22 protein-coding genes are annotated in these 25,272 nt (G+C 68.6%); 7 read left to right on the forward strand and 15 right to left on the reverse strand.

Annotated features, from left to right (window positions below; translation table 11 throughout):
* Positions 1 to 92: 92 nt before the first annotated feature.
* The 4 genes from PDM28_RS18660 to hemF are packed head-to-tail and all read left to right on the forward strand — an operon-like array spanning position 93 to position 4,469.
* Entirely contained in the window at positions 93 to 2,459 is a 2,367-nt protein-coding gene (locus PDM28_RS18660) for a S9 family peptidase (RefSeq protein WP_311183201.1), read from the forward strand.
* Positions 2,456 to 2,875 carry an NUDIX hydrolase gene (locus PDM28_RS18665; protein ID WP_102946206.1) on the forward strand — a complete coding sequence of 140 codons (420 nt, stop codon included), beginning with the start codon at positions 2,456 to 2,458 and terminating at the stop codon, positions 2,873 to 2,875. Before PDM28_RS18660 ends, PDM28_RS18665 begins: the two co-directional genes overlap by 4 nt.
* A 27-nt stretch (positions 2,876 to 2,902) precedes the next feature.
* Positions 2,903 to 3,526 carry a hypothetical protein gene (locus PDM28_RS18670; protein WP_311183202.1) on the forward strand — a complete coding sequence of 208 codons (624 nt, stop codon included), beginning with the start codon at positions 2,903 to 2,905 and terminating at the stop codon, positions 3,524 to 3,526.
* A gap of 37 nt (positions 3,527 to 3,563) precedes the next feature.
* Positions 3,564 to 4,469, forward strand: a complete 906-nt coding sequence (gene hemF / locus PDM28_RS18675) for an oxygen-dependent coproporphyrinogen oxidase (protein ID WP_311183203.1) — start codon at positions 3,564 to 3,566, stop codon at positions 4,467 to 4,469.
* Between the two features lie 16 nt (positions 4,470 to 4,485).
* Here hemF and PDM28_RS18680 read toward each other — a convergent pair whose 3' ends face one another.
* The 3 genes from PDM28_RS18680 to polA form a co-directional block, all read right to left on the reverse strand.
* Positions 4,486 to 4,998, reverse strand: a complete 513-nt coding sequence (locus tag PDM28_RS18680; RefSeq protein WP_311183204.1) for a hypothetical protein — start codon at positions 4,996 to 4,998, stop codon at positions 4,486 to 4,488.
* 161 nt (positions 4,999 to 5,159) lie between these two features.
* Positions 5,160 to 5,642, reverse strand: coding sequence for a DUF421 domain-containing protein (locus tag PDM28_RS18685; protein ID WP_311183205.1), 483 nt, complete (start codon positions 5,640 to 5,642; stop codon positions 5,160 to 5,162).
* A gap of 326 nt (positions 5,643 to 5,968) precedes the next feature.
* Positions 5,969 to 8,740: a DNA polymerase I gene (gene polA, locus PDM28_RS18690; RefSeq protein ID WP_311183206.1), complete on the reverse strand. Its 2,772-nt coding sequence runs from the start codon at positions 8,738 to 8,740 to the stop codon at positions 5,969 to 5,971.
* Positions 8,741 to 8,839: 99 nt separating this feature from the next.
* On the opposite strand from polA, the gene PDM28_RS18695 reads away from it, so the two are divergent.
* Together PDM28_RS18695 and PDM28_RS18700 are read left to right on the forward strand one after the other, a co-directional pair.
* The gene (locus PDM28_RS18695; protein ID WP_070207170.1) at positions 8,840 to 9,124 is read left to right on the forward strand and encodes a DUF2782 domain-containing protein; all 285 of its coding nucleotides are present in this window, start codon (positions 8,840 to 8,842) and stop codon (positions 9,122 to 9,124) included.
* A 19-nt stretch (positions 9,125 to 9,143) separates the two neighbouring features.
* The gene (locus tag PDM28_RS18700; protein ID WP_311183208.1) at positions 9,144 to 9,383 is read left to right on the forward strand and encodes a hypothetical protein; all 240 of its coding nucleotides are present in this window, start codon (positions 9,144 to 9,146) and stop codon (positions 9,381 to 9,383) included.
* A gap of 29 nt (positions 9,384 to 9,412) precedes the next feature.
* Here the strand turns inward: PDM28_RS18700 and PDM28_RS18705 are convergent, their stop codons facing one another.
* The 9 genes from PDM28_RS18705 to rpmB form a co-directional block, all read right to left on the reverse strand.
* Positions 9,413 to 9,859, reverse strand: coding sequence for a universal stress protein (locus PDM28_RS18705; protein ID WP_070207184.1), 447 nt, complete (start codon positions 9,857 to 9,859; stop codon positions 9,413 to 9,415).
* A 71-nt stretch (positions 9,860 to 9,930) separates the two neighbouring features.
* On the reverse strand, positions 9,931 to 11,292 hold the full coding sequence (locus PDM28_RS18710; protein WP_311183209.1) for a hypothetical protein: 1,362 nt from the start codon (positions 11,290 to 11,292) through the stop codon (positions 9,931 to 9,933).
* 85 nt (positions 11,293 to 11,377) lie between these two features.
* The gene (locus PDM28_RS18715) at positions 11,378 to 11,659 is read right to left on the reverse strand and encodes a hypothetical protein (RefSeq protein WP_102946198.1); all 282 of its coding nucleotides are present in this window, start codon (positions 11,657 to 11,659) and stop codon (positions 11,378 to 11,380) included.
* Between the two features lie 155 nt (positions 11,660 to 11,814).
* Positions 11,815 to 12,369, reverse strand: coding sequence for a hypothetical protein (locus PDM28_RS18720; protein WP_311183210.1), 555 nt, complete (start codon positions 12,367 to 12,369; stop codon positions 11,815 to 11,817).
* A gap of 69 nt (positions 12,370 to 12,438) precedes the next feature.
* Positions 12,439 to 14,631 (reverse strand): DNA helicase II, encoded by a 2,193-nt coding sequence (gene uvrD, locus PDM28_RS18725; RefSeq protein ID WP_102946196.1) that lies wholly within the window; start codon positions 14,629 to 14,631, stop codon positions 12,439 to 12,441.
* Between the two features lie 60 nt (positions 14,632 to 14,691).
* Positions 14,692 to 16,068 (reverse strand): FAD/NAD(P)-binding protein, encoded by a 1,377-nt coding sequence (locus tag PDM28_RS18730; RefSeq protein ID WP_311183212.1) that lies wholly within the window; start codon positions 16,066 to 16,068, stop codon positions 14,692 to 14,694.
* A 39-nt stretch (positions 16,069 to 16,107) separates the two neighbouring features.
* On the reverse strand, positions 16,108 to 17,526 hold the full coding sequence (gene cls / locus PDM28_RS18735; RefSeq protein ID WP_102946194.1) for a cardiolipin synthase: 1,419 nt from the start codon (positions 17,524 to 17,526) through the stop codon (positions 16,108 to 16,110).
* A 110-nt stretch (positions 17,527 to 17,636) separates the two neighbouring features.
* Positions 17,637 to 17,804, reverse strand: a complete 168-nt coding sequence (gene rpmG / locus PDM28_RS18740; protein WP_170272460.1) for a 50S ribosomal protein L33 — start codon at positions 17,802 to 17,804, stop codon at positions 17,637 to 17,639.
* Positions 17,805 to 17,814: 10 nt separating this feature from the next.
* Positions 17,815 to 18,051 (reverse strand): 50S ribosomal protein L28, encoded by a 237-nt coding sequence (gene rpmB / locus PDM28_RS18745; RefSeq protein WP_005411638.1) that lies wholly within the window; start codon positions 18,049 to 18,051, stop codon positions 17,815 to 17,817.
* A 298-nt stretch (positions 18,052 to 18,349) separates the two neighbouring features.
* Between rpmB and PDM28_RS18750 the strand changes: the two genes are divergently transcribed.
* Complete coding sequence (locus PDM28_RS18750; protein ID WP_311184733.1) at positions 18,350 to 19,561, forward strand: glycosyltransferase; 1,212 nt, start codon at positions 18,350 to 18,352, stop codon at positions 19,559 to 19,561.
* Positions 19,562 to 19,753: 192 nt separating this feature from the next.
* Here the strand turns inward: PDM28_RS18750 and PDM28_RS18755 are convergent, their stop codons facing one another.
* The 3 genes from PDM28_RS18755 to PDM28_RS18765 are packed head-to-tail and all read right to left on the reverse strand — an operon-like array spanning position 19,754 to position 25,240.
* Complete coding sequence (locus tag PDM28_RS18755; protein WP_425507616.1) at positions 19,754 to 22,945, reverse strand: efflux RND transporter permease subunit; 3,192 nt, start codon at positions 22,943 to 22,945, stop codon at positions 19,754 to 19,756.
* Positions 22,935 to 23,927 (reverse strand): efflux RND transporter periplasmic adaptor subunit, encoded by a 993-nt coding sequence (locus PDM28_RS18760; RefSeq protein ID WP_311183213.1) that lies wholly within the window; start codon positions 23,925 to 23,927, stop codon positions 22,935 to 22,937. Before PDM28_RS18760 ends, PDM28_RS18755 begins: the two co-directional genes overlap by 11 nt.
* Positions 23,924 to 25,240, reverse strand: a complete 1,317-nt coding sequence (locus tag PDM28_RS18765; protein ID WP_311183214.1) for a TolC family protein — start codon at positions 25,238 to 25,240, stop codon at positions 23,924 to 23,926. Before PDM28_RS18765 ends, PDM28_RS18760 begins: the two co-directional genes overlap by 4 nt.
* Positions 25,241 to 25,272 lie beyond the last annotated feature (32 nt).

Below are 25,272 nucleotides of genomic sequence, written 5' to 3' on the forward strand. Positions count from 1 at the left end.
CTCTACCGGGGTGGTTCCATTACCTGTGGCCCCCTCCCTGCGCGGGCCCGGCTGCTACGCTTGCCGGGTTTTCCTTCACGGTGCTGCCCGCAATGCCCAGAACGCTGCCCTTGTCCCTGCTGCTGCTTGCCGCCCTTGGCGGTACGGCCCATGCGGCACCGACGCCGATCACCATTGAACAGGCCATGGCCGACCCGGACTGGATCGGTCCGCCGGTCGAAAGCGCGTGGTGGTCCTGGAACAGCCAGCAGGTCGAGTACCAGCTCAAGCGCACCGGCAGCCCGGTCCGCGACACCTTCCGCCAGCCGGTCAACGGCGGCGCGGCGAGCCAGGTCGCCGATGACCAGCGCGGCAGCCTGGACGTCGAGAACCCGGTCTACGACAGCACCCGCCAGCGCGCCGCGTTCGTGCGCAACGGCGACGTGTTCCTGCGCGACCTGCGCAGCGGCGCGCTGACCCAGCTGACCCGCAGCACCGAGAAGGCCGGCGCGGTGGGCTTTGCCCGCGACGGCGGGGTGATCTGGCGCACGGGCCAGAACTGGTTCCACTGGACCGCCGCCGGTGGCGTGCAGCAGGTGGCCAGCCTGAAGGCCGAAAAGAACCCGGACGACGCGCCCAAGCCCGACGTGCTGCGCGACCAGCAGATGCGCACCCTGGCCACCCTGCGCAACGACCGCGCCCAGCGCGACGCGTTGAAGGCGCAGGAAGCCAGCTGGCGCCGCGCCGACAGCACCCGCGCGCCGGGCCCGGTCTACCTCGGCGCCGAGGTGGAGATCGTCGACAGCGCGCTGTCGCCGGACACCCGCAGCCTGATCGTGGTGACCAAGCCGAAGGGCTTCGACGAAGGCCGCGGCGGCAAGATGCCGAAGTACGTGACCGAGTCGGGCTATGAGGAATTCGAAGACACCCGCACCCGCGTCGGCCGCAATGACCCGGAACCGAACGCGCTGTGGCTGGTCGACGCGGTCACCGGCACGGTCAAGCCGCTGTCGCTGGACGGCCTGCCGGGCATCGGCACCGACCCGCTGGCGGCGCTGCGCAAGGCGGCCGGCAAGGACGCGCTGAAGGGCAACCGCCCGGTGCAGGTCCTGGGCGGCCCCGGCGCGCCCGGCATCCGCTGGAGCAACGACGGCCAGCAGGCTGCGATCCTGCTGCGCGCCAACGACAACAAGGACCGCTGGATCGCCAGCGTGAGCCCGGCCGAGGCGAAGCTGCAGACCCGCCACCGCCTGACCGACAACGCCTGGATCAACTGGGGCTTCAACGACTTCGGCTGGTCCAGCGACAACCGCACGCTGTGGCTGCTGTCGGAAGAATCCGGCTACTCGCACCTGTACACCCAGCAGGGCACGGCCAAGCCGCAGGCGTTGACCAGCGGCAAGTGGGAAACCTCGATGCCGGTGCCCAGCGCCGACGGCCATGGCTTCTACGTGCTGTGCAACCAGCAGGCCCCGGGCGACTACGAAGTCTGCGCGGTGGACACCGCTTCGCGCCAGGTGCGTGAGCTGACCTCGCTCAACGGCGTGGAAGACTTCTCGCTGTCGCCGGACGGCCAGCAGCTGCTGGTGCGCTACTCCGGTGCCTACCTGCCGGCACAGCTGGCGGTGGTGCCCAGCGCCGGTGGCCAGGCCAAGGTGCTGACCGACACCCGCACGGCCGCCTTCAAGGCCCGCGAGTGGATCCAGCCGAAGCTGGTGCAGGTGCCGTCGAAGCACGGTGCCGGCGTGGTCTGGGCCAAGTACTACGGCCCGGAGAAGCTGGAACCCGGCAAGAAGTACCCGATCGCCATGTTCGTGCACGGCGCCGGCTACCTGCAGAACGTGCACCAGCGCTACCCGGCCTACTTCCGTGAGCAGATGTTCCACAACCTGCTGGTGCAGCAGGGCTACGTGGTGCTGGACATGGACTACCGCGGCAGCGAAGGCTACGGCCGCGACTGGCGCACCGCGATCTACCGCAACATGGGCCACCCGGAGCTGGAAGACCACAAGGACGGCCTGGAGTGGCTGGTGGCGACCCAGCAGGGTGACCGCGACCACGCCGGCATCTACGGCGGCTCCTACGGCGGCTTCATGACCTTCATGGCGCTGTTCCGTTCGCCGGGCACCTTCAAGGCTGGCGCCGCGCTGCGCCCGGTGGTCGACTGGCACCAGTACAACCACGGCTACACCGCCAACATCCTCAACACCCCGGACATCGACCCGGAGGCGTACCGTAAATCGTCGCCGATCGAGTACGCCGAAGGCCTGCAGGACCACCTGCTGATCGCACACGGGATGATGGACGACAACGTGTTCTTCCAGGACTCGGTCAACCTGACCCAGAAGCTGATCGAGCTGCACAAGGACAACTGGAGCATCGCGCCCTACCCGCTGGAACGCCACGGCTATGTCCGTGCCGACTCCTGGCTGGACCAGTACAAGCGCATCCTCAAGCTGTTCAACGAGAACCTGAAGTGAGCCATGCCGCGGTGACGATACGGATCGTCGCCGCGGTCATCACCGACCCCGCGCAGCGGGTGCTGGTGGTGCGCAAGCACGGCTCGGCGGTGTTCATCCAGCCCGGCGGCAAGCCGGAGCCGGGCGAGGCGCCGCTGGCCGCGCTGGCGCGCGAGCTGGACGAAGAACTGGGCGTGCAGCTGGATCCCGCCACGGCGGTGCCGCTGGGCACCTTCAGCGACTGGGCCGTGCATGAGACCGGCTGCCGGGTGCAGGCCGAGGTGTGGTGGGCCCGGGTGTCGGGCACCCCACGGGCCCGCGCCGAGATCGCCGAGCTGGCCTGGGTGCCGCTGCGGCCCCCGCACGGGCACCGCTTGGCACCCTTGAGCGAAGACCATATCCTGCCGGCGGCCGCGCGCGTCATTGCGTCGGGCTGACCCCACCGCCACCTGCCAGGACACCGGATGTCTTCGACGCTTCCCCCGCTTCTGCCTTCCGCTGCCGCCGCAGCGGCGGCCCGCCCCACGGGCGAGGCCGCGCCCCGCTTCCTCGGCCCGATGGCCAAATCGATCCTGGTGATGTGCATTGTCTCGGCGGTGTGCTGGGCCGGCTGTGTCGTGCTTGCCCTGCTGCTGCACAACTCGGCATGGCTGCAGGAACAGCTGCACGGTGCGGACCTGTCGTGGGTACCCCCATCGCTGCGCTGGTTCGGCCGCCACGCGGTTGCGGTGAACCTGGGGCTGTTCGCCCTGTGCGTGGCCGGCGCCGTGGCCTGCTGGGGCCTGCTGCGCCGTCAGCGCTGGGCGCTGTGGACCTTCATGGCGCTGCTGGTGCTCACCGCCCTGCTCAACTTCGTGGGCGTGTGGGTTATCGACGAGATCTTCCGCTACCTGATCGTGCACCTGCCGGGCCACATGGACCCTGCAGACGCCGACCAGGTGCGCACCGACCTGCGCCTGCAGCGCGTGCTTTACACCGGTATCACCGTGATGACCGCGCTGTCCTTCGCCGCCCTGCACGCCTGGCTGCTGCTGCGCCTGCAGCGCCCCGACGTCCAGCGCTGGTTCAACCGCAACGCGTCCACGTAGCGCCGGGCTCTGCCCGGCCGTGCGGTACATTACCGGCATGAACGATTTCGAGCGCGTCCGCGCCTACCTCACCGACCTGCAGGACCGCATCTGCGCCGCAGTGGAAACCGCCGACGGCCAGGCCCGCTTCGCCGAAGACCTCTGGCAGCGTGCCGAGGGCGGTGGCGGGCGCACCCGCATCCTGCGCGACGGCGCGGTGTTCGAGCAGGCCGGCATCGGGTTCTCGGACGTGTCCGGCACCCGCCTGCCGCCGTCGGCCTCGGCCAACCGGCCGGAACTGGCTGGGGCCTCGTGGCGCGCCACCGGCGTGTCGCTGGTGTTCCACCCGCTGAATCCCTACCTGCCCACCACCCACGCCAACGTGCGCTACTTCAGCGCCGAGCGCGACGGCGAGCAGGTCGCTTCCTGGTTCGGCGGTGGCTTCGACCTGACCCCGTTCTACCCGTTCGACGAGGACGTGCAGCACTGGCACCAGGTCGCCCATGACCTGTGCGCGCCGTTCGGCGAGGAGCGTTATGCGGCGCACAAGCGCTGGTGCGACGAGTACTTCTTCCTGCGCCACCGCAATGAAACGCGCGGCGTAGGTGGATTGTTCTTCGACGACCTGCATGGCGACTTCGAGCACGACTTCGCCTACCTGCGCGCAGTCGGCGACGGCTTCCTGGACGCCTACCTGCCGATCGTGGAGCGCCGCAAGGACACCGCCCACGGCGAGCGCGAGCGCGAGTTCCAGCTGTACCGACGTGGCCGCTATGTGGAATTCAACCTGGTCTACGACCGCGGCACCCTGTTCGGCCTGCAGAGCGGCGGGCGCAGCGAGAGCATCCTGATGAGCCTGCCCCCGCGCGTGCGCTGGGAATACGGTTTCCAGCCCGAGCCCGGCAGCGCCGAAGCGCGGCTGGGCGATTACCTGGTGCCGCGCGACTGGCTCAACCTCGGTTGAAGCCAGCCGCTGGAGATCAGCCGCTCTGCGTTTGGTTCCGTCGGCGCAGCTGCGCGGCGTGGGCATCCTGCAGTTCGATCTTTTTCTCCGCGTAGTGCTCCACGGCGTGCCGCGCCAGGGTGATGGCGGTGCATTCTTCGTCGTCGAACAAACCACCGCCGCAGTAGACGCGGCCGGACGCCGAAAAGTCCGCGTGTCGCTGCAGTATCCGGTGCAGATGCTCCTGGGCGGCGTCCAGCTTGCGTTGCGTGCGCTCGCGCCGCTCCAGCTGCTTCTGCAGTTTCCGCTCCTGCTTGAGCGGGTGCGGGGGCACGGAGAACGGCCGCCAGCTGCGCGCCCGGTTTTCCACCTGCAACGGCACCGCACGCGACGGCGGCAGCAGATGCGGTGCGTGCTGGATCGGCGGAATGCGCACGGCTTCGTCGTAGGTGGGCGGCGGCTCTTCGCGGAGGCGGGTCGCGGTGGAGCGTGTGGTGTAGACGGCGACCCAGGGGCGCAGCGTGGAAGCAGTGGGGGAGTCGAGGGGCATGGCAGGCATCTCCGTTGCATGGGCCACCCGGGCGGCGGCCCTGATGCGGCCGATTTCAGCAGGGGAAATGCAGGAGCGCTTTCAGGATTCGATCTGTCGTCACTGGCGGAAATCGCATGGTGAGGGACCGCCTGGGTCGGCCAGCGGCCGACGCTACCGGATCACGACGACTTTTCGCGGGGCACGATGGTGATGTGGCCGTTGATTTCGAGCAGTGCCATGGCGACTTCGCTGATATGGGTGCAGCCCTGCTGGCGCATCGCTGCGTCCAGGTCCTGCAGGGTGACGAGCTCGCGCCGCAGCACCGACTCCAGCACCTTGCCGTCGCGGGCGATCAGCACCGGCTCGCCTTCCACCAGCCGCTCCACGCGCCGGCTGCGGGTGCTCAGCCAGCCCACGCCGTAGTTGAGCAGGATCAGCGTGGCGGCCAGCAGCAGGCCGCCGCCCAGGGAGGTGTCCTGGCCCAGCAGCGCGTTCTGCACCGCGTTGCCCAGCAGCACGATCAGCAGCACGTCGAACGGGGTGATCTGGCCCAGCGCGCGCTTGCCCGAGAGCCGCACCATGCCCAGCACCACCACGTACACCACTACCGCGCGCAGGATGAATTCCCACCAGGGCATGGCCAGGTCGAACAGGTCGGTCATGCGGGACGTCCGAAGGATGATGCGGCGAGCATATCGGTCGGGGCTGTCTGGGGGCCGTAAATAAAAAGCCCCGCCGACCAGGGGGAGGTCAGCGGGGCCGGGGAACGGGCGCTTGGGGAGGAGCCCCCGTTCCGAGATCTGCTCCAGGGGATGGGAGAGATCCACAACAGGCGTTGCGCCTGTCGAGGTCTATAAAAGCACCTCGAACATTGATGATTCGTGAAGGGGGCCAATTAATACTGCAGTGAATCTTGAAACATTCATCCAAGAGTCAGTTTTTGGCCCTGCCGTGAACCAATTCAGCTTTTTCAACGCGATTTCCGGGCTTAATGCGCCTCGTCCCAGTTATCGCCGACGCCGGCGTCGACCACCAGTGGAACGCGCAACTGAGCAGAAGACGACATTAGTTCGACCACCTGCGAGCGCAAGGTTTCCAGAAACTCGCTTTCGGTTTCGAATACCAGTTCGTCGTGGACCTGCAGAATCATCCGCGCGCGACCGCCCTGCCCCTGCAGCCAGTCGTCCACCTTCACCATGGCGCGCTTGATGATGTCCGCCGCGGTGCCCTGCATGGGCGCGTTGATCGCGGCGCGCTCGGCACCGGCGCGCAGGCCCTGATTGCGGGCGTGGATGTCGTTCAGGTACAGCCGGCGGCCTTCGATGGTTTCCACGTAGCCCTGGTCGCGGGCCTGCTGGCGCATGCGTTCCATGAAGTCGCGCACGCCCGGATAGCGGCTGAAGTACAGCGCCACGTAGTCCTGCGCCTGGCCCCGGTCGATGCCCAGGTTGCGGGCCAGGCCGAACGCGCTCATGCCGTACATCAGGCCGAAGTTGATCGCCTTGGCCGCACGCCGCTCGTTCGGGGTGACCTCGTCCAGCGCGCGGCTGAATACTTCGGCGGCGGTGGCGCGGTGCACGTCCACGCCCTGCTCGAAGGCGCGGACCAGGCCCGGGTCCTCGGACAGGTGGGCCATGATCCGCAGTTCGATCTGCGAGTAGTCGCAGGCCAGCAGCTTGTGCCCCGGCGGGGCCACGAAGGCGCGGCGGATGCGGCGGCCGTCCTCGGTGCGGATCGGGATGTTCTGCAGGTTCGGGTCGGACGAGGACAACCGACCGGTGGCCGCGCCGGACTGGTGGTAGCTGGTGTGAACGCGGCCGGTGTCGGGGTTGACCATTTCCGGCAGCTTGTCGGTGTACGTGCTGCGCAGCTTGGCCAGGCCCCGGTACTCCAGGATCACCCGCGGCAGCTCGTGCTGCTCGGCGATCGCCTCCAGCGCCTCTTCATTGGTGCTGGGCTGGCCCTTGGGCGTCTTCACCAGTGCCGGCAGCTTCAGCTCGTCGAACAGCACTGCCTGCAGCTGCTTGGGCGAGTCCAGGCTGAAGGTGTGCCCGGCCAGCTCGGTGGCCTTCTGCTGGGCAGCCAGCATGCGCGCGCCCAGGTCCTGGCTCTGCCGGCGCAGCTCGGCGCTGTCGATGTAGACCCCGTTGGCCTCGATCCGGGCCAGCACCGGCACCAGCGGCATTTCGATGCTGCGGTACACGTTGTCCAGCGGGGCCGAGGCCAGCAGCTGCGGCTGCAGCACCCGGTGCAGGCGCAGGGTGATGTCGGCGTCTTCGGCCGCGTAGCGGCTGGCTTCGTCGAGCCCCACCTGCGAGAACGGGATCTGCTTGGCGCCCTTGCCGGCCACGTCCTCGAACTTGATGGTGGTGTAGCCCAGGTAGCGCATCGCCAGCGAATCCATGTCGTGGCGGGTGGCGGTGGAGTTGAGCACGAAGCTCTCGAGCATGGTGTCGTCGTGGTAGCCCTGCACGTCCACGCCGTGGCGCCGCAGTACATGCAGGTCGTACTTGCCGTGCTGGCCGAGCTTCTTCTTCTCCGGGTTCTCCAGCACCGGGCGCAGCGCGTCCAGTACCTGCTGGCGCGGCAGCTGCGCCGGGGCGCCGGGGTAGTCATGCCCGACCGGGATGTAGGCGGCCTTGCCCGGCTCCACCGCCAGGCTGATCCCGACCAGGTTGGCGCGCATCGCGTCGAGCGCGTCGGTTTCGGTGTCGAAGGCGATCAGCTCGGCCGCTGCGGCACGGGCGACCCAGGCCTGCAGCTGCTCGGTGGTGAGCACGGTTTCGTACTCGCCCGGGGCCGACAGCGCCGGGTCGAGCGTGGTGGCCGGTTCGCCGGCCGGTGATTTCGCATAACCGGCGGCGGTGCCGCGCAGGCTCACCGGCGCCTCGCTGGCCGCGGTGGCGGCCGCAGCCGGGCCGCCGAGCTCCTTCAGCGCCTGGGTGAAGCCATAGCGCAGGTACAGCTCGCCCAGCACCGGCACGTCCGGGTCGCGCAGCGGCAGGGTCTGCGAAGTGGCGTCCAGCGACACATCGGTGCGGATGGTGACCAGCTCGCGGTTCAGCGGCAGGCGCTCCAGCGCGGCGCGCAGGTTCTCGCCGATCTTGCCCTTCATGCCCGGCGCGGCGGCCATCACCCCGTCCAGGTGCTGGTACTCGGCCAGCCACTTGGCGGCGGTCTTGGGACCGCACTTCTCCACGCCCGGAACGTTGTCCACGGCGTCGCCCATCAGTGCCAGCAGGTCGACGATCTGGTCGGCGCGCACGCCGAACTTCTCCATCACCGCCGCGTCCGAGTCCATCCGGCTGCCGGTCATGGTGTTGACCAGTTCGATGCCCGGGCGGACCAGCTGGGCGAAGTCCTTGTCGCCGGTGGAAATGGTGACCGTCATGCCCTCGCGGTGGCCCTGCAGGGCCAGGGTGCCGATCACATCGTCGGCTTCCACGCCGGGAATGCGCAGGATGGTCAGGCCCAGCGCCTCGACGATCTGGCACATGGGTTCGATCTGGGGGCGCAGGTCGTCCGGCATCGGCGGACGGTTGGCCTTGTAGTCGGCATACAGATCGTCACGGAAGGTCTTGCCGGGGGCGTCGACCACGAAGGCGACGTACTCCGGGCGCTCCTTGAGGGTGGCGCGCAGCATGTTGACCACGCCGAACAGCGCGCCGGTGGGTTCACCGGCCGCGTTGGTCAGCGGCGGAAGCGCGTGGAACGCGCGATACAGGTAACTGGACCCGTCAATCAGGACTAATCGGCTCATGCGACGATTCTACGCGCCCGACCGTGACCGATCGCGGCACCGGCATCACGGGGCATGGGGCATAATCACGGCTCCCCCCCGCCCCAGGAACCCCGGTCCATGAAGACACTGATGCTGGCAGGTCTGCTTGTGTTGGCTGGTTGTGCGACCACCGGCGGTGCCGGCGTTCCCCCGGTCGACGTGACCGGGGCCGATGTTGCCAAGCGCACCATGGACAACGGCGACACCATCGAGGAGTACCGGGTGGGCGGCCAGCTCCGCATGGTCAAGGTCACGCCCTCGCGCGGGGCCCCGTATTACATGTACGAAGGCAACAGGACCGGCGGCGTGGACCGCAGCAAGGACGGAACCGCGCCGGTGTACTGGAAGCTCTACAGCTGGTGAGCAGGGCCCGTAGTACCCGATGAATACGCCGGAACGTCGCAAGCCCATCGATCCCGCCGCGCTGCGTGAGGGGCTCAGTGCCGAGCAGCGCCATACGGTGGACACGCTGGAGCAGTTCGGCTGGCAGCTGCGTTTCGTTCGCCGCCCGATTTTCCGCGACGCGGTGCCGGTGCTGTACGACCGCAGCGGGCAGAAGTACGTGGTGGTACAGGCCGATGGCACGCTCGATGAATCGCAGACGCTGAAGATCCGTCCGTGAGGCAGTGCCGGGCAGAGCCCGGCACTACGTCAGCGAATGACCAGCACCGGCACCGTACTGCGCGCAAGCACCTCGGCGGTCTGGCTGCCCAGCAGTACCCGGGTCACGCCGCGGCGGCCGTGCGAGGTCATCACGATCAGGTCGCTGTTGCGCTCGGTGGCGGTGTCGATGATGCCGTCGGCAGCGTAGCGGTCGAGCACGTGCAGGGTGGTCGAACGCAGCCCCTGCGCTTCGCATGCGGCCTTGGCCGGGGCCAGGATCTTCGACGCGGTCTCTTCCCGGTCGGCCTTGTACTCGGGGCTGTTCATGTAGCCCACGCTCCAGCCCATGGCGTCGTACATGCCGACCGCCCACGGCTCGGACACGGTGACGATGTCGACCTCCGCATCCAGGTCGCGGGCCAGCTCCAGGCCCTTGAGCAGGCCCTTTTCGGACAGCTCCGAACCGTCGGTGGCAATCAGGATCCGCTTGTACATGGCACGCTCCTTGGCAGTGGCGATGGGACCACCATTGCACACCCGGCGTGCAGGCGATGCCTTGAGCACGATCAATCGGTCCGCGACAGCCGTGCGTGGACCCGCTCCAGGGCCGTGTGCCCGCGCGCGGCCGCAACCGGCCCGAGGACAGCAGTGAGCGCGCCGGCGACCGATTGCCGGACCTGGCGCGCGCGCGACGGATCGGCCTGGATCCACTCGTGGATCTGGGCGGGGGCGAACCGCGCCACCAGCGCGTTGCGGCGTTCGACCAGCCGCTGCGCCATCGCCTGCGGCGTGGGCCATTCCGCCGCCGTGGGCCAATGGCACTCGATCACCCGGGCGATCGCAGCATGCGGCACCAGGGCCAGGCGGTAGCCCATCTCGGCCAGGGTGTCGGCCACCGCCGGATCCGGCGCCACCGGTGGGCGGAACGGGGCGGCAACACTCTCGGACTGGAAGCCGTAAGGCCAGGCCAGGATGTCCTGCAGATTGCCGGGGTCCGGCCCGAACGCATCGAATTCGGCGACGTTGGAAGCAAATGCGTCCGGTATCGGGAACAGGGAGGGTGGTCGCTGCGCCATGGCCACCGTGCGGCTGTCGGCCCTGGGCAGCATGGCCCCCGACTGCGGGTGGCGGAAGCCGAGCGGACCGCTCGAGCCGAAGTCCAGCGACATCCCGACCCGCGCGCCGTCGCGCACGGTGTAGCCGAAGTTCTCCAGCCGGTAGTTGAGCTGGTCCCAGTTGCCCAGCCAGCGTGACACCACGTAATGGCGCAGCTGTTCACAGCGCAGGTCCACCGGCAGCATGCGGTTCATCGCGTCCAACGCGTCGAAGCGGGCCTGGTCGGTAGCCGCATGCCGTCGCGCGTCGGCGCCCTGCAGGGCCCACCAGTCGACCCCCGCCCCGCGCAGCAGGGCGGCGTTGTCGGCCACGGCCTTCGCATGCCAGGCGCGCAATGCGTCGTAGCCGCGACGCGCGTCGGGATCGCCCGCCGCCGCCTCATCGGCCGCCGCATCGCTGAGCAGGAAGTCGCCCAGGTCCTGGAACGCGGTGTCGTAGCGGGTGCCCACGTGCTGTCCGGTGCCGGCCAGGCCCTCCGCCGCCGACACCACTGCGTGGTCGGGCGCCAGCAACCCGGTCAGCTGGAACAGCGTGCCCAGGCTGACTTCGATGGCACTGCTGGCGCTGTCGGCGGTGGCCTTGACCCGCCAGCGCTCTTGGTCGCGCATGACCATCACCGCCGGCTGGCTGCCCGCGCCCTGCCAAGGCGTGGCCGGGCAGCGCGCCAGATCGAGCGGGCGCGGGCCAAGTGGCTCTACGTTGCTGACCTGTTCGAGCGGCAACCGGGGCGACAGCCCGCGCGCGGGCGGCAGGCCGCTCCGCCTCGACGGCGCAGGCGGCGATGACGCATCGAAGACGGTGTTGGGAATCAAGGGGCGCACCCGTCATGAACAGGGCACGGACACTAGCAGTGTCTGTCGACGTTGCCGGTTCGGACTGCGTGCAAAGTGCCTGCGCTTACGGTGCAGCAAGCCGTCGCCGACGCGGTGGACGGCTGCGGGTGGCCACCAGCACGACGACGACCACGCTGGCGGCGGTCAGCCAGAACACCCAGCCGCCCAACATCAGGTCCCGGGTCACCCCTGGCGGCGCGCAGCGCAGCTGCAACAGGTCCAGGTGGCCGCCGCTGTCCAGGCACGCGGCCACCTGGTCGAACAGGGCCAGCACCGGTGCTGCCCAGCCCGCCGACAATGTCAGCGCGACCAGTGCCGCCATCAGGTACGGGATTCCCTTGTTCATGTGCGCGCTCCCAGCAGACAGCGCCAGACTCTGGGCGCGTCGCCGGGGCGCTTCAAGGAGCACGCGACGAACCGGGTGAAATCCGGGATGAGTCGCGTTACCGCAGGGGCGAAGCTGGCGGGCGGGAGCGGGAATGACCCCGCCCCGCGCCGGAGTCAGGCGACCTGCACGATCCGCGCGCCCTGGCACAGCGGATAGGTGGCCACCAGCTCGGCAATGCGCTCGCGCATCGTCTCGAACGAGGCACCATACAGGTACAGCGCGGTTTCGCTCGGACCCTGCCACCAGCTGCAGACTTCGCCGTGGCCGTCGATGCGTTCCACGATCTGGTCAAACACGTAGTTCGAGTCGCACTGTTCGTAGACCTCGTCCGGCAGGTCGGTGCCGTTGAGGTACAGCGCCAGGCCTTCGGTGCTGCCGAATGCCAGGTCCGGTTCGCCTTCGCGCTGGACCAGCGAGCCCTTGGGCGCGCCAAGCTGTTCCAGCGCCTCGATCAGGTTGGGCAGCGCGGCGCCGTCGTGCAGCAGGATCTCGAGATCCCCGTACTCGACTTCGCCGTCTTCGGTGATCGCGGTGCCACCGCCCATGATCTCGCCGATGCCGGCGCCTTCCAGCATCGCATCGAGCGGATCCTCGAAAAGCTGCAGGCGATGTTCGGGCTGCAGGCGGGCATTCAATTTGACGTTGAGGGAGAGCGGGGTCGTGGACATGGAATGAGCCGACAAGGAAGGTTGGTGGAATGGTTGGGTACGTTGCGCGTCGTCCGTGACGTGCCGTGGTCAGATCACCGTCAGGTTGGCGTACGCCATCACCAGCCACTTGCTGCCGGCCTCGGCGAACTCCACCTGCACGCGCGCGTGCGCGCCGCTGCCTTCGTAGTCGGTGACCATGCCTTCGCCGAAGCGGGCGTGGGTGACCAGCGCGCCGAGCTTGAGCGGCGGCGCTTCCAGCGCGGCGTGGCCGGCCGGGCGGCTGGCGCCCAGCGAGGCACTGCGCGAGACCTGCACCTTGGGGCGCACTTCGTTGAGCAGCTCGCGTGGAATCTCACGCAGGAAGCGCGAGGGCACGTTGTAGTTTTCCTGGCCGTGGATGCGGCGCGACTCGGCGTAGCTCAGCACCAGCTTCTGGCGTGCGCGGGTGATGCCCACGTAGGCCAGGCGACGCTCCTCTTCGAGGCGACCACTTTCTTCCAGCGAACGCGCGCTCGGGAACAGCCCGTCTTCCATGCCGGCCAGGAACACCAGCGGGAACTCCAGCCCCTTGGCCGAATGCAGGGTCATCAGCTGCACGCCCTCCTCGCCCGCCTGGGCCTGGCCTTCGCCGGCCTCCAGCGAGGCGTAGGACAGGAACGCGACCAGTTCGCTCATGGTCTCGCCGGTTTCCTCGATGTCGTCCTCGCGCCGGGTGAAGCGCGAGGCCACCGAGACCAGTTCGTCCAGGTTGTCGGCGCGCGATTCGGAATCCAGCGCGTTGCGGCTTTCCTTGGACCAGTGTTCGCGCAGGCCGGAACGGATCAACACGTGGTCGATGCGTTCGGCCAGGGTCATCTCACCGGCCTCGTGCTCCAGCTGGTTGACCAGGGTGAGGAAGCCGGCCAGCGCGTTGCGTGCGCGTGCGGCCAGTTCGTTGCCCTGGGTGGTCAGCATGGTGGCCTCCCACAGCGAGATCGCCTGGCTGCGCGCCAGCCGGCGCACTTCGTCCAGGGTGCGGTCGCCAATGCCGCGGGTGGGCGTGTTGACCGCACGTTCGAAGGCCGCGTCGTCATTGCGGTTGGTCATCAACCGCAGGTACGCCAGCGCGTCCTTGATTTCGGCACGCTCGAAGAAGCGCATGCCGCCGTACACCCGGTACGGCACCTGCTCGGAGAGCAGCGCTTCTTCGAACGCACGCGACTGCGCATTGCTGCGGTAAAGCACGGCGGCGTCGCCATAGCTGCCACCGTCGCGCACCCACTGGCGCGCGCGCTCGACCACGTACCGCGCCTCGTCCATTTCGTTGTAGGCCGCATACAGGTCGATCGGTTCGCCGTCGCCGCTGTCGGTCCACAGTTCCTTGCCGATCCGGTCCGGGTTGTGCGCGATCACCGCGTTGGCCGCGCCCAGGATGTTGGCACTGGAGCGGTAGTTCTGCTCCAGGCGCACGGTCTGCGCGCCCGGGAAATCCTTCAGGAAGCGCTGTACGTTCTCGACCTTGGCGCCGCGCCAGCCGTAGATGGCCTGGTCGTCGTCGCCGACCACGAACACGTGGCCGCTGTCGCCCGCCAGCACGCGGACGAAGGCGTACTGGATGGCGTTGGTGTCCTGGAATTCGTCCACCAGGATCTCGCGGAAGCGCGAACGGTAGTGGGCCAGCAACGCCGGGTTGTCGCGCAGCAGTTCGTGCGCGCGCAGCAGCAGTTCGGCGAAGTCGACCAGGCCGGCGCGGTCGCAGCGCTCCTGGTAGGCCGCGTAGGCCTGGCGCATGGTTTCCAGCCAGGCGTCGTTCGGCTCCGGCTGGATGTGCTGCGGGCGACGACCTTCGTCCTTCTGCTCGTTGATCCACCACGCGATCTGCTTGGGCGGATGCTTGCTGTCGTCGATCTCCAGCTGCTGCACCACGCGCTTGACCAGGCGCAGCTGGTCGTCCGAGTCCAGCACCTGGAAGCTGTCGGGCAGCTTGGCGTCCTGGTAGTGCAGGCGCAGCAGGCGGTGGGCCAGGCCGTGGAAGGTGCCGATCCACGCACCGCGGCTGCCGTGCGGCAGCTGCACGTCGATGCGGTGGCGCATTTCGCCGGCGGCCTTGTTGGTGAAGGTCACCGCGAAAATGCCATGGGTGGGCACGCCGCAGACTTCATGCAGCCAGGCGATGCGGTGGGTCAGTACGCGGGTCTTGCCGGAGCCGGCACCGGCAAGCACCAGATGGTGGCCGGGCGGTGCGGACACAGCCTCGCGCTGGGCGGGGTTGAGCCCGTCGAGCAAATGGGAAACATCCATGCGCGCATTTTACCCCGTCGGCTGCCGCCGCAGGCGTGAACCCTGCAACCGGTTCAGGCGCTACTGCGCATTCACTGCAGCCGCCTGCGCCTGCACCCGCAGTTCGGGAATCGCCAGGCTTTCCCACAGGGTGCCGATGCGCAGGCTGCCGATCACCTGGACGTTCGGGTGCGGCTCGCCCTGCGCCGTGCGCAGGTGGCCGGACGCATCGCTGTCCAGGCCCAGCCCGTGCGGGCCGGGGCGGGCGTGGTCGTCGGCCAGCAGCTGCTGTACCAGCGGGTTGCGCATGCCCAGCGCGCGGGTTTCCACGCCGGTGGCGTTGATCACCGCGCTCACGCTCAGGGGTGCCAAACCGCCCCGCGCACTGTGTGCGTGCAGCTGCAGGGTGTTGCCCTGCATCAGCAGCGCGTCCAGCCGGGCCCGGTGGCGCTGCAGCTGGCCGGATTGCTCCAGCGTTTCCAGCTGGGCGTGCACGCTCTCGGCGATGCGGTGGCGGTGCACGTCCCAGTAACGCACCACGTGGCGCAGGAAGCGGCGCTGGTCGGCCTCGTCCATGCCCTGCCACAGCGCCTGCCCGAGCGGGCGCAGGCGGTCCATTACCGCCTGCCACGGCACACCCTGTGCCTCGGCGTCTCGCGCATGGCCGCGCAGGGCGCGCAGGCGCGCGCGCAGCGGCAGCGCCAGCAGCGGCTGCGGGTCGAAGTCGGCACTGGCGCCATGCGCATGCGGCAATGGCAGCAGCGCATGCCGGGACAGCACGTGGATGCGACCGCGATGGCCGGCGGCGGCCAGGGCAAGTGCGCTGTCGGCCATGCTCAGGCCGGAGCCGATGATCGCGAGGTCGTCGTCGCCGGCCAGCAGGCGCACACCGTCGTAATCCCAGGCATCGACCACGCGGCCTGGCGGCGGGGCCTCGGCTCCGGGAACGGGCAGCGGTCGCATGCTGTTGCCGCAGGCGAGCACCACCTGGCGGACCTGCCAGGTGTCGCCGTCGGCGAGCCGCAGTTCGCACAGCGGCTCGCTTGGGTGCAGTGTCACTACGGCATCGTGCACGACCTGGAGCTGGGCCGGGCTGGCGGCCTGGGCCTCGTCGAGGCGGTGCTGAAGGTAAGCGGCGTAGTGGCGACGCGGCACGAAGGTGTCGGCCAACACCTCGCGCGGCACCCCCGGCAGCGCATCGGCCTGCAGCAGGTAATCGAGGAAATCACCGGGCAGGTCCGGCAGCGCGCTCATTTTTGCCGCCGGCACATTCAGCAGGTGCTCGGGCCACGGCGTGGCATAGGCGATGCCCTGCGCCAGCGTGGAGGCGGGCTCGAACAGCGCGATCTGCATGCCGGTGGTGGCATTGCGCAGCGCGTTCAGCGCCACCAGCGTGCCGGCGGCGCCGCCACCGATGATGGCCAGGCCTGCCTGGCGCGTGGAATCAGATGCAGTCATGCGCTGCATTGTAGGTCATGGGGGTGATGCGTCTGTGCGCTACATCAAGGCATCGGCCAGCCGTGCAATGCCTTCGCGGCTGCGCCGCCATGCCGGGCGCTGGCGCCACGCATCGAGGTCGAGCTGACGCGACTGGCGCAGGTAGTCGGCCTCGATGTCGATCAGCTGCCGCACCAGCGTCGGCGCGTAGCAGAGCATGCCGATCTCTGCATTGAGCGCGAACGAGCGGATGTCCAGGTTGATCGAGCCGACCAGCGCGATGTCGTCATCCACGGTGAGGTGCTTGGCGTGCAGGAAGTGCGGTTCGTACAGCGCGATGCGCACGCCGGCGCGCAGCAGTTCGTCGTAATACGCCTCCTGCGCCCACGCGGTGAGGTGCTGGTTGTTGCTCGCCGACAGGATCAGCTGCACCTGCACGCCGGACAACGCGGCGATGCGCAGCGCGCTGAGCGTGGCTTCGTCGGGCACGAAGTACGGCGTGACCAGCACGATGCGCCGACGCGCCAGGTGGATCAGCGCGTTCACCGCGTCGCGCGCATTGCTGAAGGGATACGCCGGGCCGCTGGGAAGCAGCTGGGTGGGCACGTCGTCGGCGCAGACCGGCTCGACCATCATCACTTCCAGGCGCTGGCCGGTTTCCATGTACCAGTCGCTGGCGAACACTGCTTCCAGGTGCGCCACCGCCGGACCGCGCACGCGTGCGACCAGTTCGCGGTTGGGAAAGCCCGGCACGAACTCGGCCTGGGCCAGGTTCTGCGAGCCGATGTAGCCGACCCGGTTGTCGATCACCGCGATCTTGCGGTGGTTGCGCAGGTCCATGCGGCCGCTGCGTCGCCAGCGCAGGCCGCCGGGCAGCATCGCGCGCACGTCCACGTCCACCGCCTGCAGGCGGTGGCGGTAGCGGCGCAGGCCACGCTTGGCACCCACCGCGTCCAGCAGCAGGCGGCACTGCACGCCACGCGCGGCAGCCCGCTGCAGGGCCTGGGCGATCAACTCGCCGACCCCATCGTCGAACATCAGGTAGTACAGCAGGTGGACGCGGTCGCGGGCCTGGTCGATGTCGTCCAGCAGGGCCTGCAGCGAGCCGTCGTAGTCGGTCAGCAGCTCGACCGCATTGCCGTGCACCGGCATGAAATCGCCCTGGCGCTCCACCAGCGGCACCATTTCCGCCGTGGCGGTGTCGGGCAGCGGCGTCCAGCGCAGCGGCGGCTGCAGGGCCTGTTCCTCACGGATCACCTGCGAGGCCTCTGCCTGGCGCTGCACGCGCTGGCGCGACAGCCACGGGTGGCCGAACAGCAGGTACAGCGGCAACCCCAGCAGCGGCACGAACCCGACCAGCAGCAGCCAGCTGCGCGCGGCCCCCGGCGTGGTGCGGCTGGGAATCCACAACAGCGCCGCCAGCCGGATCAGCCAGTCCAGCAGCAGCAACCAGGAACCCAGCAGCCATTCGAACAGCATCGGTTCGCCCGTGTCGGGGTGTGCGGGCATTCTGCCATGCGTGGCCGGAAACGAAAGAACCCGCCGGAAGGCGGGTTCGTTCGTTGGCACTCAGGCAATCCGGTGACGGATTACTTGATCTTGCCTTCCTTGTACGGGACGTGCTTGCGCACGACCGGATCGTACTTCGAGAATTCCATCTTCCCGGGGGTGTTCTTCTTGTTCTTGTCGGTCGTGTAGAAGTGACCGGTACCGGCGGTCGAAATCATACGGACCTTATCGCGCTTGCCTGCCATGATCGTCTACTCCTCAGACCTTTTCGCCGCGCGCACGCAGCTCAGCCAGAACGGAATCGATGCCGTTCTTGTCGATGGTGCGCAGTGCATGCGCGGAAACACGAAGCTTGACCCAGCGGTTCTCGCTGGCAACCCAGAAGCGGCGCTCGTGCAGGTTGGGCAGGAAACGACGACGGGTCTTGTTGTTGGCGTGCGAGACGTTGTTACCCGTCTGCACTCGCTTGCCGGAAACTTGGCATACGCGGGACATTGCGCACCTCGATGAAAGTATGTGTCAGCCCATAGCCCGGGCGACGGCGGCCTCGACGGTTTCCCGCCACACGTCATGAGAATCAAAGGGTTACGCTGACGAGGGCCGGCCGGATGACGTGTTCCCGGCCGCCAATCCGGACAAATCCGGATACAGCGAGCCGCGCATTATGCAGCAGCAGCCCCGGCAGCGCAAGTTGTCCACAGATCCGGGAACGGGCCTGCCTGAACAGGACACCCGCCTGCACACGGCAGTCGCAGCCCCTGGCGATACTGGCCGCTCCATGAAGGAGAACAAGATGCGGCTGCTTGCAGTGACCTATGGAACCGAAGGCGACACGCGGCCGCTGGTGATGCTTTGCCATGGGCTGCAGGGAGCGGGGCATGAGGTGATGTTGCTGGCCGAAGGCGGAACGTTGGGCACGGCACAGGCGCTGGGTGTGCCGCATGCGGCGCTGGAGGGCGACATCCATGATGAGGTGGTGGCGCTGGTGTCGCGGGGCAACAACCTGGCGGCGGCGTCACGGGGCCTGGCGCGGATGGCGCAGCGGCACGTGCCGGCGTGGATGCGGCAGGCCGATGCGGCGGCGGCCGGTTGCGATGCGGTGCTGACCGGCGGGCTGGCGGCGTTCGTGGGCATGAGCGTGGCCGAGCACCATGGGGTGCCGGCCATCGGGACCGGCATGATTCCGCTGACGCCCACCGGTGACTTCCCGTCGCCGTTCCTGCCGCGGGTGTCGCTGCCGGGCGCGTTCAACCGGTTGAGCTACAGCCTGGTCAATCATGCGGTGTGGCGGACGTTCCGCAAGCCGATCAACGCGGCGCGCAAGGCAATGGGCATGGCCGCGCGACGCTCGCTCTGGCACGACCTGCCGATGCTGTACGGCATCTCGCCCAGCCTGATGCCACCGCCTGGCGACTGGCCGGCAGATCACCATGTGTGTGGGCAATGGCGCGCGCCGGATGTGGACTGGCACCCAGAGCCTGCACTTCAGGCGTTCCTGGACGCAGGCCCTGCCCCTGTCTATCTGGGCTTTGGCAGCATGACCGGCTTCGACCGCAGCGTGATGCCGTCACTGCTGCAGGCGTTGGCACCGCGACGCGTGCTCTTGTTTCCCGGCTGGGCCGGCGTGCCGGACGGACCGTTGCCTGCGAATGTATTCGTGGTCGGCCCTACCCCGCACGAAGCGCTGTTCCCGCGCTGCGCGATGGTGGTTCACCACGGTGGCAGCGGCACTACGCACTCTGCATGTCGTGCGGGCGTGCCGTCGCTGGTCATGCCATTTGCGGCAGACCAGTTCTTCTGGGCAGCACGGCTGCAGGCCCTGGGCGTTGCACCTGCGCCTCTGTCACAGAAGCGGTTGGACAGCGACACGTTGGCTCGTTCCATTGCATACGCCGAACAAGGGAGCGTGCGATCACGGGCAGCGGCGCTGGGAGACGCCATGGCGTTGGAAAACGGCGTTTCGACAGCTGTCAGGCTCATTACAGGCATGCACCCAGATCGGTAGCGCCGAAGAGAACGGCAGGAGCCGTTCTCAACGTCGCGTAGCGACGGCCCGAAGGGTGGCCGCCAGGATGGCGGGCATAACGTTGGCCGGCCCACGGGATGCGTGCTCCACGCTGTCATTCACGACGATTGTGGAACGCATTGAGCATCGCTTGGGCCGGCCAGCGGCCGGCGCTACCGGAGTCTTTCGACATCAGGTGGCGTTTTTTCGGTGCAGCCACCGGTACAGCACCGGCAGCACCAGCAGGGTGAGCAGCGTGGAGGAGACGATGCCGCCGATCACTACCGTGGCCAGTGGGCGCTGTACTTCCGAGCCGGCGCCGACGTTGAAGGCCATCGGCACGAAGCCGAGTGAGGCCACCAGCGCGGTCATCAGCACCGGGCGCAGGCGACCCAGCGCCCCTTCGCGCACTGCATCCAGCAGCGGCATGCCGCCTTCGCGCAGGCTGCGCACGAAGCTGATCATCACCAGGCCGTTGAGCACCGCCACGCCGGACAGCGCGATGAAGCCCACACCGGCCGAGATCGACAGCGGAATGCCGCGCGCGGCCAGCGCGAGTACGCCGCCAGTGAGGGCCAGCGGCACGCCGCTGAACACGATGGCCGCGTCCTTGACCGACCCGAACGCCCAGAACAGCAGCGCGAAGATCACGATCAACGTAACCGGCACCACGATCGCCAGGCGCTGGCTGGCCGAGATCAGCTGTTCGAAGCTGCCGCCGTATTCGATCCAGTAGCCGTTGGGCACCTGCACGTCGCGGGTGATCGCCTGCTGCAGGTCGCTGACGAAACTGCCGAGGTCGCGGTCGCGCACGTTGGCGGTGACCACGATGCGGCGCTTGCCGTTTTCACGGTTGATCTGGTTCGGGCCTTCGCTGTTGGCCAGGGTGGCCAGTTCGCGCAGCGGCACGGTGCGCGCGGTGCCGCTGGTCCAGCCGCCGGCCTGGCTGGATTCGTCGGCATCGCCCCCGTCCAACGCCGGCGCGAGCGATACCGGCAGGTCAGCCAGCGCGGCCGGGTCCTGCCGGAGCGCCTCGGGCAGGCGCACCACGATGTCGAAGCGGCGGTCGCCTTCGAACAGCTGCCCCGCCACCTGCCCGCCCACGGCGGTGGCGACGGTGGACTGCACCTGGCCAGGGTTGAGCCCGTAGCCTGCCAGTGCACTGCGGTTGGGCGTCACGGTGAGCAGTGGCAGGCCGCTGGTTTCCTCTACCCGCACATCGGCTGCGCCAGGCACGCTTCCGGCCACGCTGGCGATTCGCTTGCCGACCGACAACAAGGTCTCCAGGTCGTCACCGAACAACATCACCGCCACGTCCGCACGCACGCCCGAGATCAACTCATTGGTGCGCATCTGGATCGGCTGGGTGAACTCGTAGTTGTTGCCTGGCAGCTGCTCCACCGCCGTTTCCAGCTCGGCCAGCAGGGCGGCGCGCGGCTTGCGCGGGTCCGGCCACGCCTTGCGCGGTTTCATCATGATGAAGGTATCGGCCACCGACGGCGGCATCGGGTCGGAGGCGACCTCGGGCGTACCGATCTTGGAGAACACCTTGCTCACTTCCGGGAACTGCACCAGGCGGGTCTCGATCAGCTTCTGCATCTCGATCGACTGGCTCAGGCTGGTACCGGGAATGCGCATGGCATGCATGGCCACGTCGCCCTCGTCCAGGTTGGGTACGAACTCGCTGCCCAGACGGGTGGCGAGCAGTCCGCAGCCAACCACCAGCACCAGCGCACCGGCGACCATCCAGCGTCCACGTCGCAGCGCGAAGGCCAACAGCGGCTCATAGCGCCGACGCACCCAGGCCATCACGCGGTTCTCCTTTTCCTGCACGTTGCCGCCCAGGAACAGCGCGATGGCGGCCGGCACGAAGGTCAGCGCCAGCAGCATCGCACCGCTCAGCGCCAGCACCACGGTGATTGCCATGGGGTGGAACATTTTTCCTTCCACGCCCGACAACGCGAAGATCGGCAGGTATACCGCGGTGATGATGCCCAGCCCGAACAGGCTGGGACGGATCACCTCGGCGGTGGCGCTGGCGGTTTCGGCAAAGCGCTCCTCACGGGTCATGGCCCGACCCAGCGCATGCTGGCGTTCGCCGAAGCGGCGCAGGCAGTTCTCGATGATGATGACCGCGCCGTCGACGATCAGGCCGAAATCCAGCGCGCCCAGGCTCATCAGGTTGGCCGAGACCCCACCGCGCGCCATGCCGGTAAGGGTAAACAGCATGGCCAGCGGAATCACCGCGGCCGTGATCAGCGCGGCGCGGAAATTGCCGAGCAGCAGGAACAGCACCACGATCACCAGCAGCGCACCTTCCACCAGGTTTTTTGCGACGGTCTGGATGGTGCGGTCGACCAGCGCGGTGCGGTCGTAGCTGGCGGTGACGGTGACGCCTTCGGGCAGGCTGCGTTGCGCCTGCTCCAGCCTGGCTGCGGCGGCCTGGGCCACTTCACGGCTGTTGGCGCCGATCAGCATCACCACGGTGCCCATCACCACTTCGTGTCCGTTCTGGGTGGCGGCACCACTGCGCAGCTCGGGCCCGTCGGCGACCTCGGCCACGTCGTGCACGTGGATCGGCACGCCTTCGCGACGGGCCAGCACGATGTTTCCGATCTCTTCCAGGTTGGCGACCTGGCCGGGAATGCGCACCAGGAACTGCTGGCCGTTGCGCTCGATGTAGCCGGCGCCGACATTCTGGTTGTTGCTCTCCACCGCCTGGGCCACGTCTTCCAGGGTGAAGCCCAGCGCGCGCAGGCGCGCCGGGTCGGGCGTGATGTGCACCTGGCGCTGGAATCCGCCGATGGTGTTGACCTCGGTCACCCCTGGCACGTTGCGCAGCTGCGGACGGATCACCCAGTCCTGCAGGGTGCGCAGGTCGGTGGCGGTGTAGGCGCTGCCATCGGGTTTGCGCGCCGCCGGATCGGCGTCGATGGTGTACATGAAGATCTCGCCGAGGCCGGTGGAGATCGGCCCCAGCTGCGGGTCCAGCCCGGCCGGGATCTGCGACTTCACCTGCTGCAGGCGCTCGGCGACCTGTTGCCGCGCGAAGTAGATGTCCGTGCCGTCCTCGAACACCACCGTGACCTGCGACAGCCCATAGCGCGACAACGAGCGCGCCTGCTCCATGCGCGGCAGGCCGGCCATCACCGTTTCCACCGGGTAGGTGATGCGCTGTTCGGCCTCCAGTGGCGAGTAGCCCGGCGCGGCGGTGTTGATCTGCACCTGGACGTTGGTGATGTCCGGCGTGGCATCGATCGGCAGCTTGGTGAAACTCCAGACACCCACCGCGATCAACGCGGCGGTGAGGCTCATCATCAGCCAGCGATGCGCGATGGAGGCGGCAATGATGCGTTCAAGCAACGCGGGGCGCTCAGTGTTCATGCGCGGCCCCTGCCTTGCCGATGTCGGCCTTCACCACGTAGCTCTGTTCGACCACGACGTTCTCGCCCACGGCCAGGCCTTCAAGTACCTCGACCTGCGTGGCGTCGCGCGCGCCCAGCCGCACGCTGCGCGCGGTGTAGGTGTCGCCGGTGCGTACGAACACCACGTCCTTGCCTTCCAGCGTCTGCAGTGCGCTCAGCGGCACCACCTGGGCGGCCGGCCGGGTGGCGACCACGATGCGCGCCTTCACCGCCGCACCGGGCCGCCACAGGCCGTCGTCGTTGCGAAGGGTGGCGCGGGCCACCGTGCTCTGGCTGGCGGTGGCCGTGCCCGGCAACACGCGTTCCAGCGTGGTCGCCTGGGTGACGCCGTCGGTCATGCGCGAGACGGTGACCGGCACGCCGGCGGTGATGTGCTGGGTGTCATTGCCGAAGATGTGCAGGTCGACCCACAGCGTGGACAGATCGCCGATCTCGAACAGCGGGGTGCCCTCGCCCGCCACGCCACCGACCTGGGCCTGGCGCGCCAGCACCACGCCGCTGATCGGTGCGCTCACCGTGTAGGTGGTGAGGCTGAGGTTGCTCTCGATGCTGGCGAGGACCTGGCCGGCCTGGACCGTGTCGCCGACGTTGGCCCGCAGCGAACGGATCGGCCCGGGGAAGCGTGCCATCACCTGGGCCACGCGTCCGTCCACCGGGGTCAGCAGGCCCTGCACATCGTGCTCGTCGGCAATCGTGCCGGCGGCGACGGGCGCAACCCGGATGCCCGACTGTTCGGCCATGGCAGCGGGAATGACCGTACTCTCCGGCGCATCGTCATGCTCGTCCCCGCGTAGCGACACGCCATGCGTGTCCTCGGCGTGCCCGTCACCCTCGCCCTCCCCGGCAGCCGGCGGTGCATCCCTGCCACACCCCGAAAGCGCAGACAGGCACAGCAGCAGGAAAGCAATGCGCGATGCGCGCGACGTAATGGAGAAGTTCATGGACGGTCTTCCTCTGACGTGGCGGCGAGCATGCTCTGCCCGGTAAGGCGCTGGATCTCGATCAGGCCGGTCTGCGCAGCGATTGCCGCTTCCAGCTGGCGCTGCCGCGCTTCGATGCGCATGGCCTGCAGCTGGGCCCACTCCATGTAACTGATCGCTCCCGCACGCCAGGCCTTTTCGGCGGCGTTTTCAGCGCGCTGGAGTTGCGGCAGCACATCGCGCGCCATCCGCTGCACTTCCAGCCGTGAGGTTTCGTAGCGACCGTGTGCTTCGGCCAGGGTGGCGTACAGCTGCAGCGCGCGCGCTTCGCGCTCCACGCCGTTGAGCGCGAGTTCGGCTTCAGCAGCGCGGATCTCCGGCGCGGCACGCGCGACGCTGCCCAGCGCCAGGCTGAAGCCGCCGACCAGTGAGGTGTCGCGGCTGTCGCGGCTGTTGCGCACACCGACCTGCCAGTTGAAGTCCGGCCGCGCCTGGGTGCGCGCCAGCTGCAGCTGCGCGTCGCGTACCCGGCGTTCGCCGGCCAGCACCGCCAGTTCCGGGGTGCGCTGCAGTTCGTCGGCCAGCACCTCGAACGGCTGCAGTGCCGGCAACTGCATCGGGTCGCCGCTGACCACGTCGAAACCGGGTTCGCGCTCGCGCCACAGTGCAGCCAGGGCCACGCGCGCGGCGCGGTCGGCCTGCAACGCGCGGCCGCGGTCCACTTCGGCCTGGGCCAGCATGGCCTGGGCGGTCAGCAGCACCGACTCGGGCGAGGCACCGGCCTGCAGCCGCAGCCGCGCGGCTGCCACCGCGCGGCGTCGCTGCTCGATGTCGGTCTGGGCAATGGCCAGCTGCGCGCGCGCTTCGGTGATGGCCAGGTAGCGCTGGGCCACCGCCGCCATCAGGTCCAGGCGGGCGATCTCGCGCTGCGGCGCGAGGGCGTCCAGATTGGCCTGGGCCAGCTCGCGACGGGCGTCGAGCTTGCCGCCCCGCTCCAGCACGCCGGCCAGGCTGACGGTAAGTTCGGCGGCGTCGAAGCCACGGCTGGCGCCACTGCCCAGTGCGTTCTCCAGCTCAACACCAACAGTGAGCGGCGGGCCGAAGGCGGCGGCGTCGCGGCGGGCCTCCCAGATCGGGCGTTGCGCATCGGCCAGGCGCAGGTCCGGGTGCTGCCGCGCGACGCGGGCGATGGCCTGCTCCAGGCTGAGCGGGGTGGCCGACGGTGCGGCGACTGCGGGGGGAACATCGACGAACGGGGTAACAGGCGTGCTGCCCTGCGCATGCGCGCACGGCACGAACGCAATGGCAGCAACGGCTGCCAGACGCATCCACATGGGGTATCTCCGAGTTGCGGTTCAAAGGTGAC

Source organism: Stenotrophomonas aracearum (assembly GCF_031834615.1).
GTDB classification, from domain to species: Bacteria; Pseudomonadota; Gammaproteobacteria; order Xanthomonadales; family Xanthomonadaceae; genus Stenotrophomonas; species Stenotrophomonas aracearum.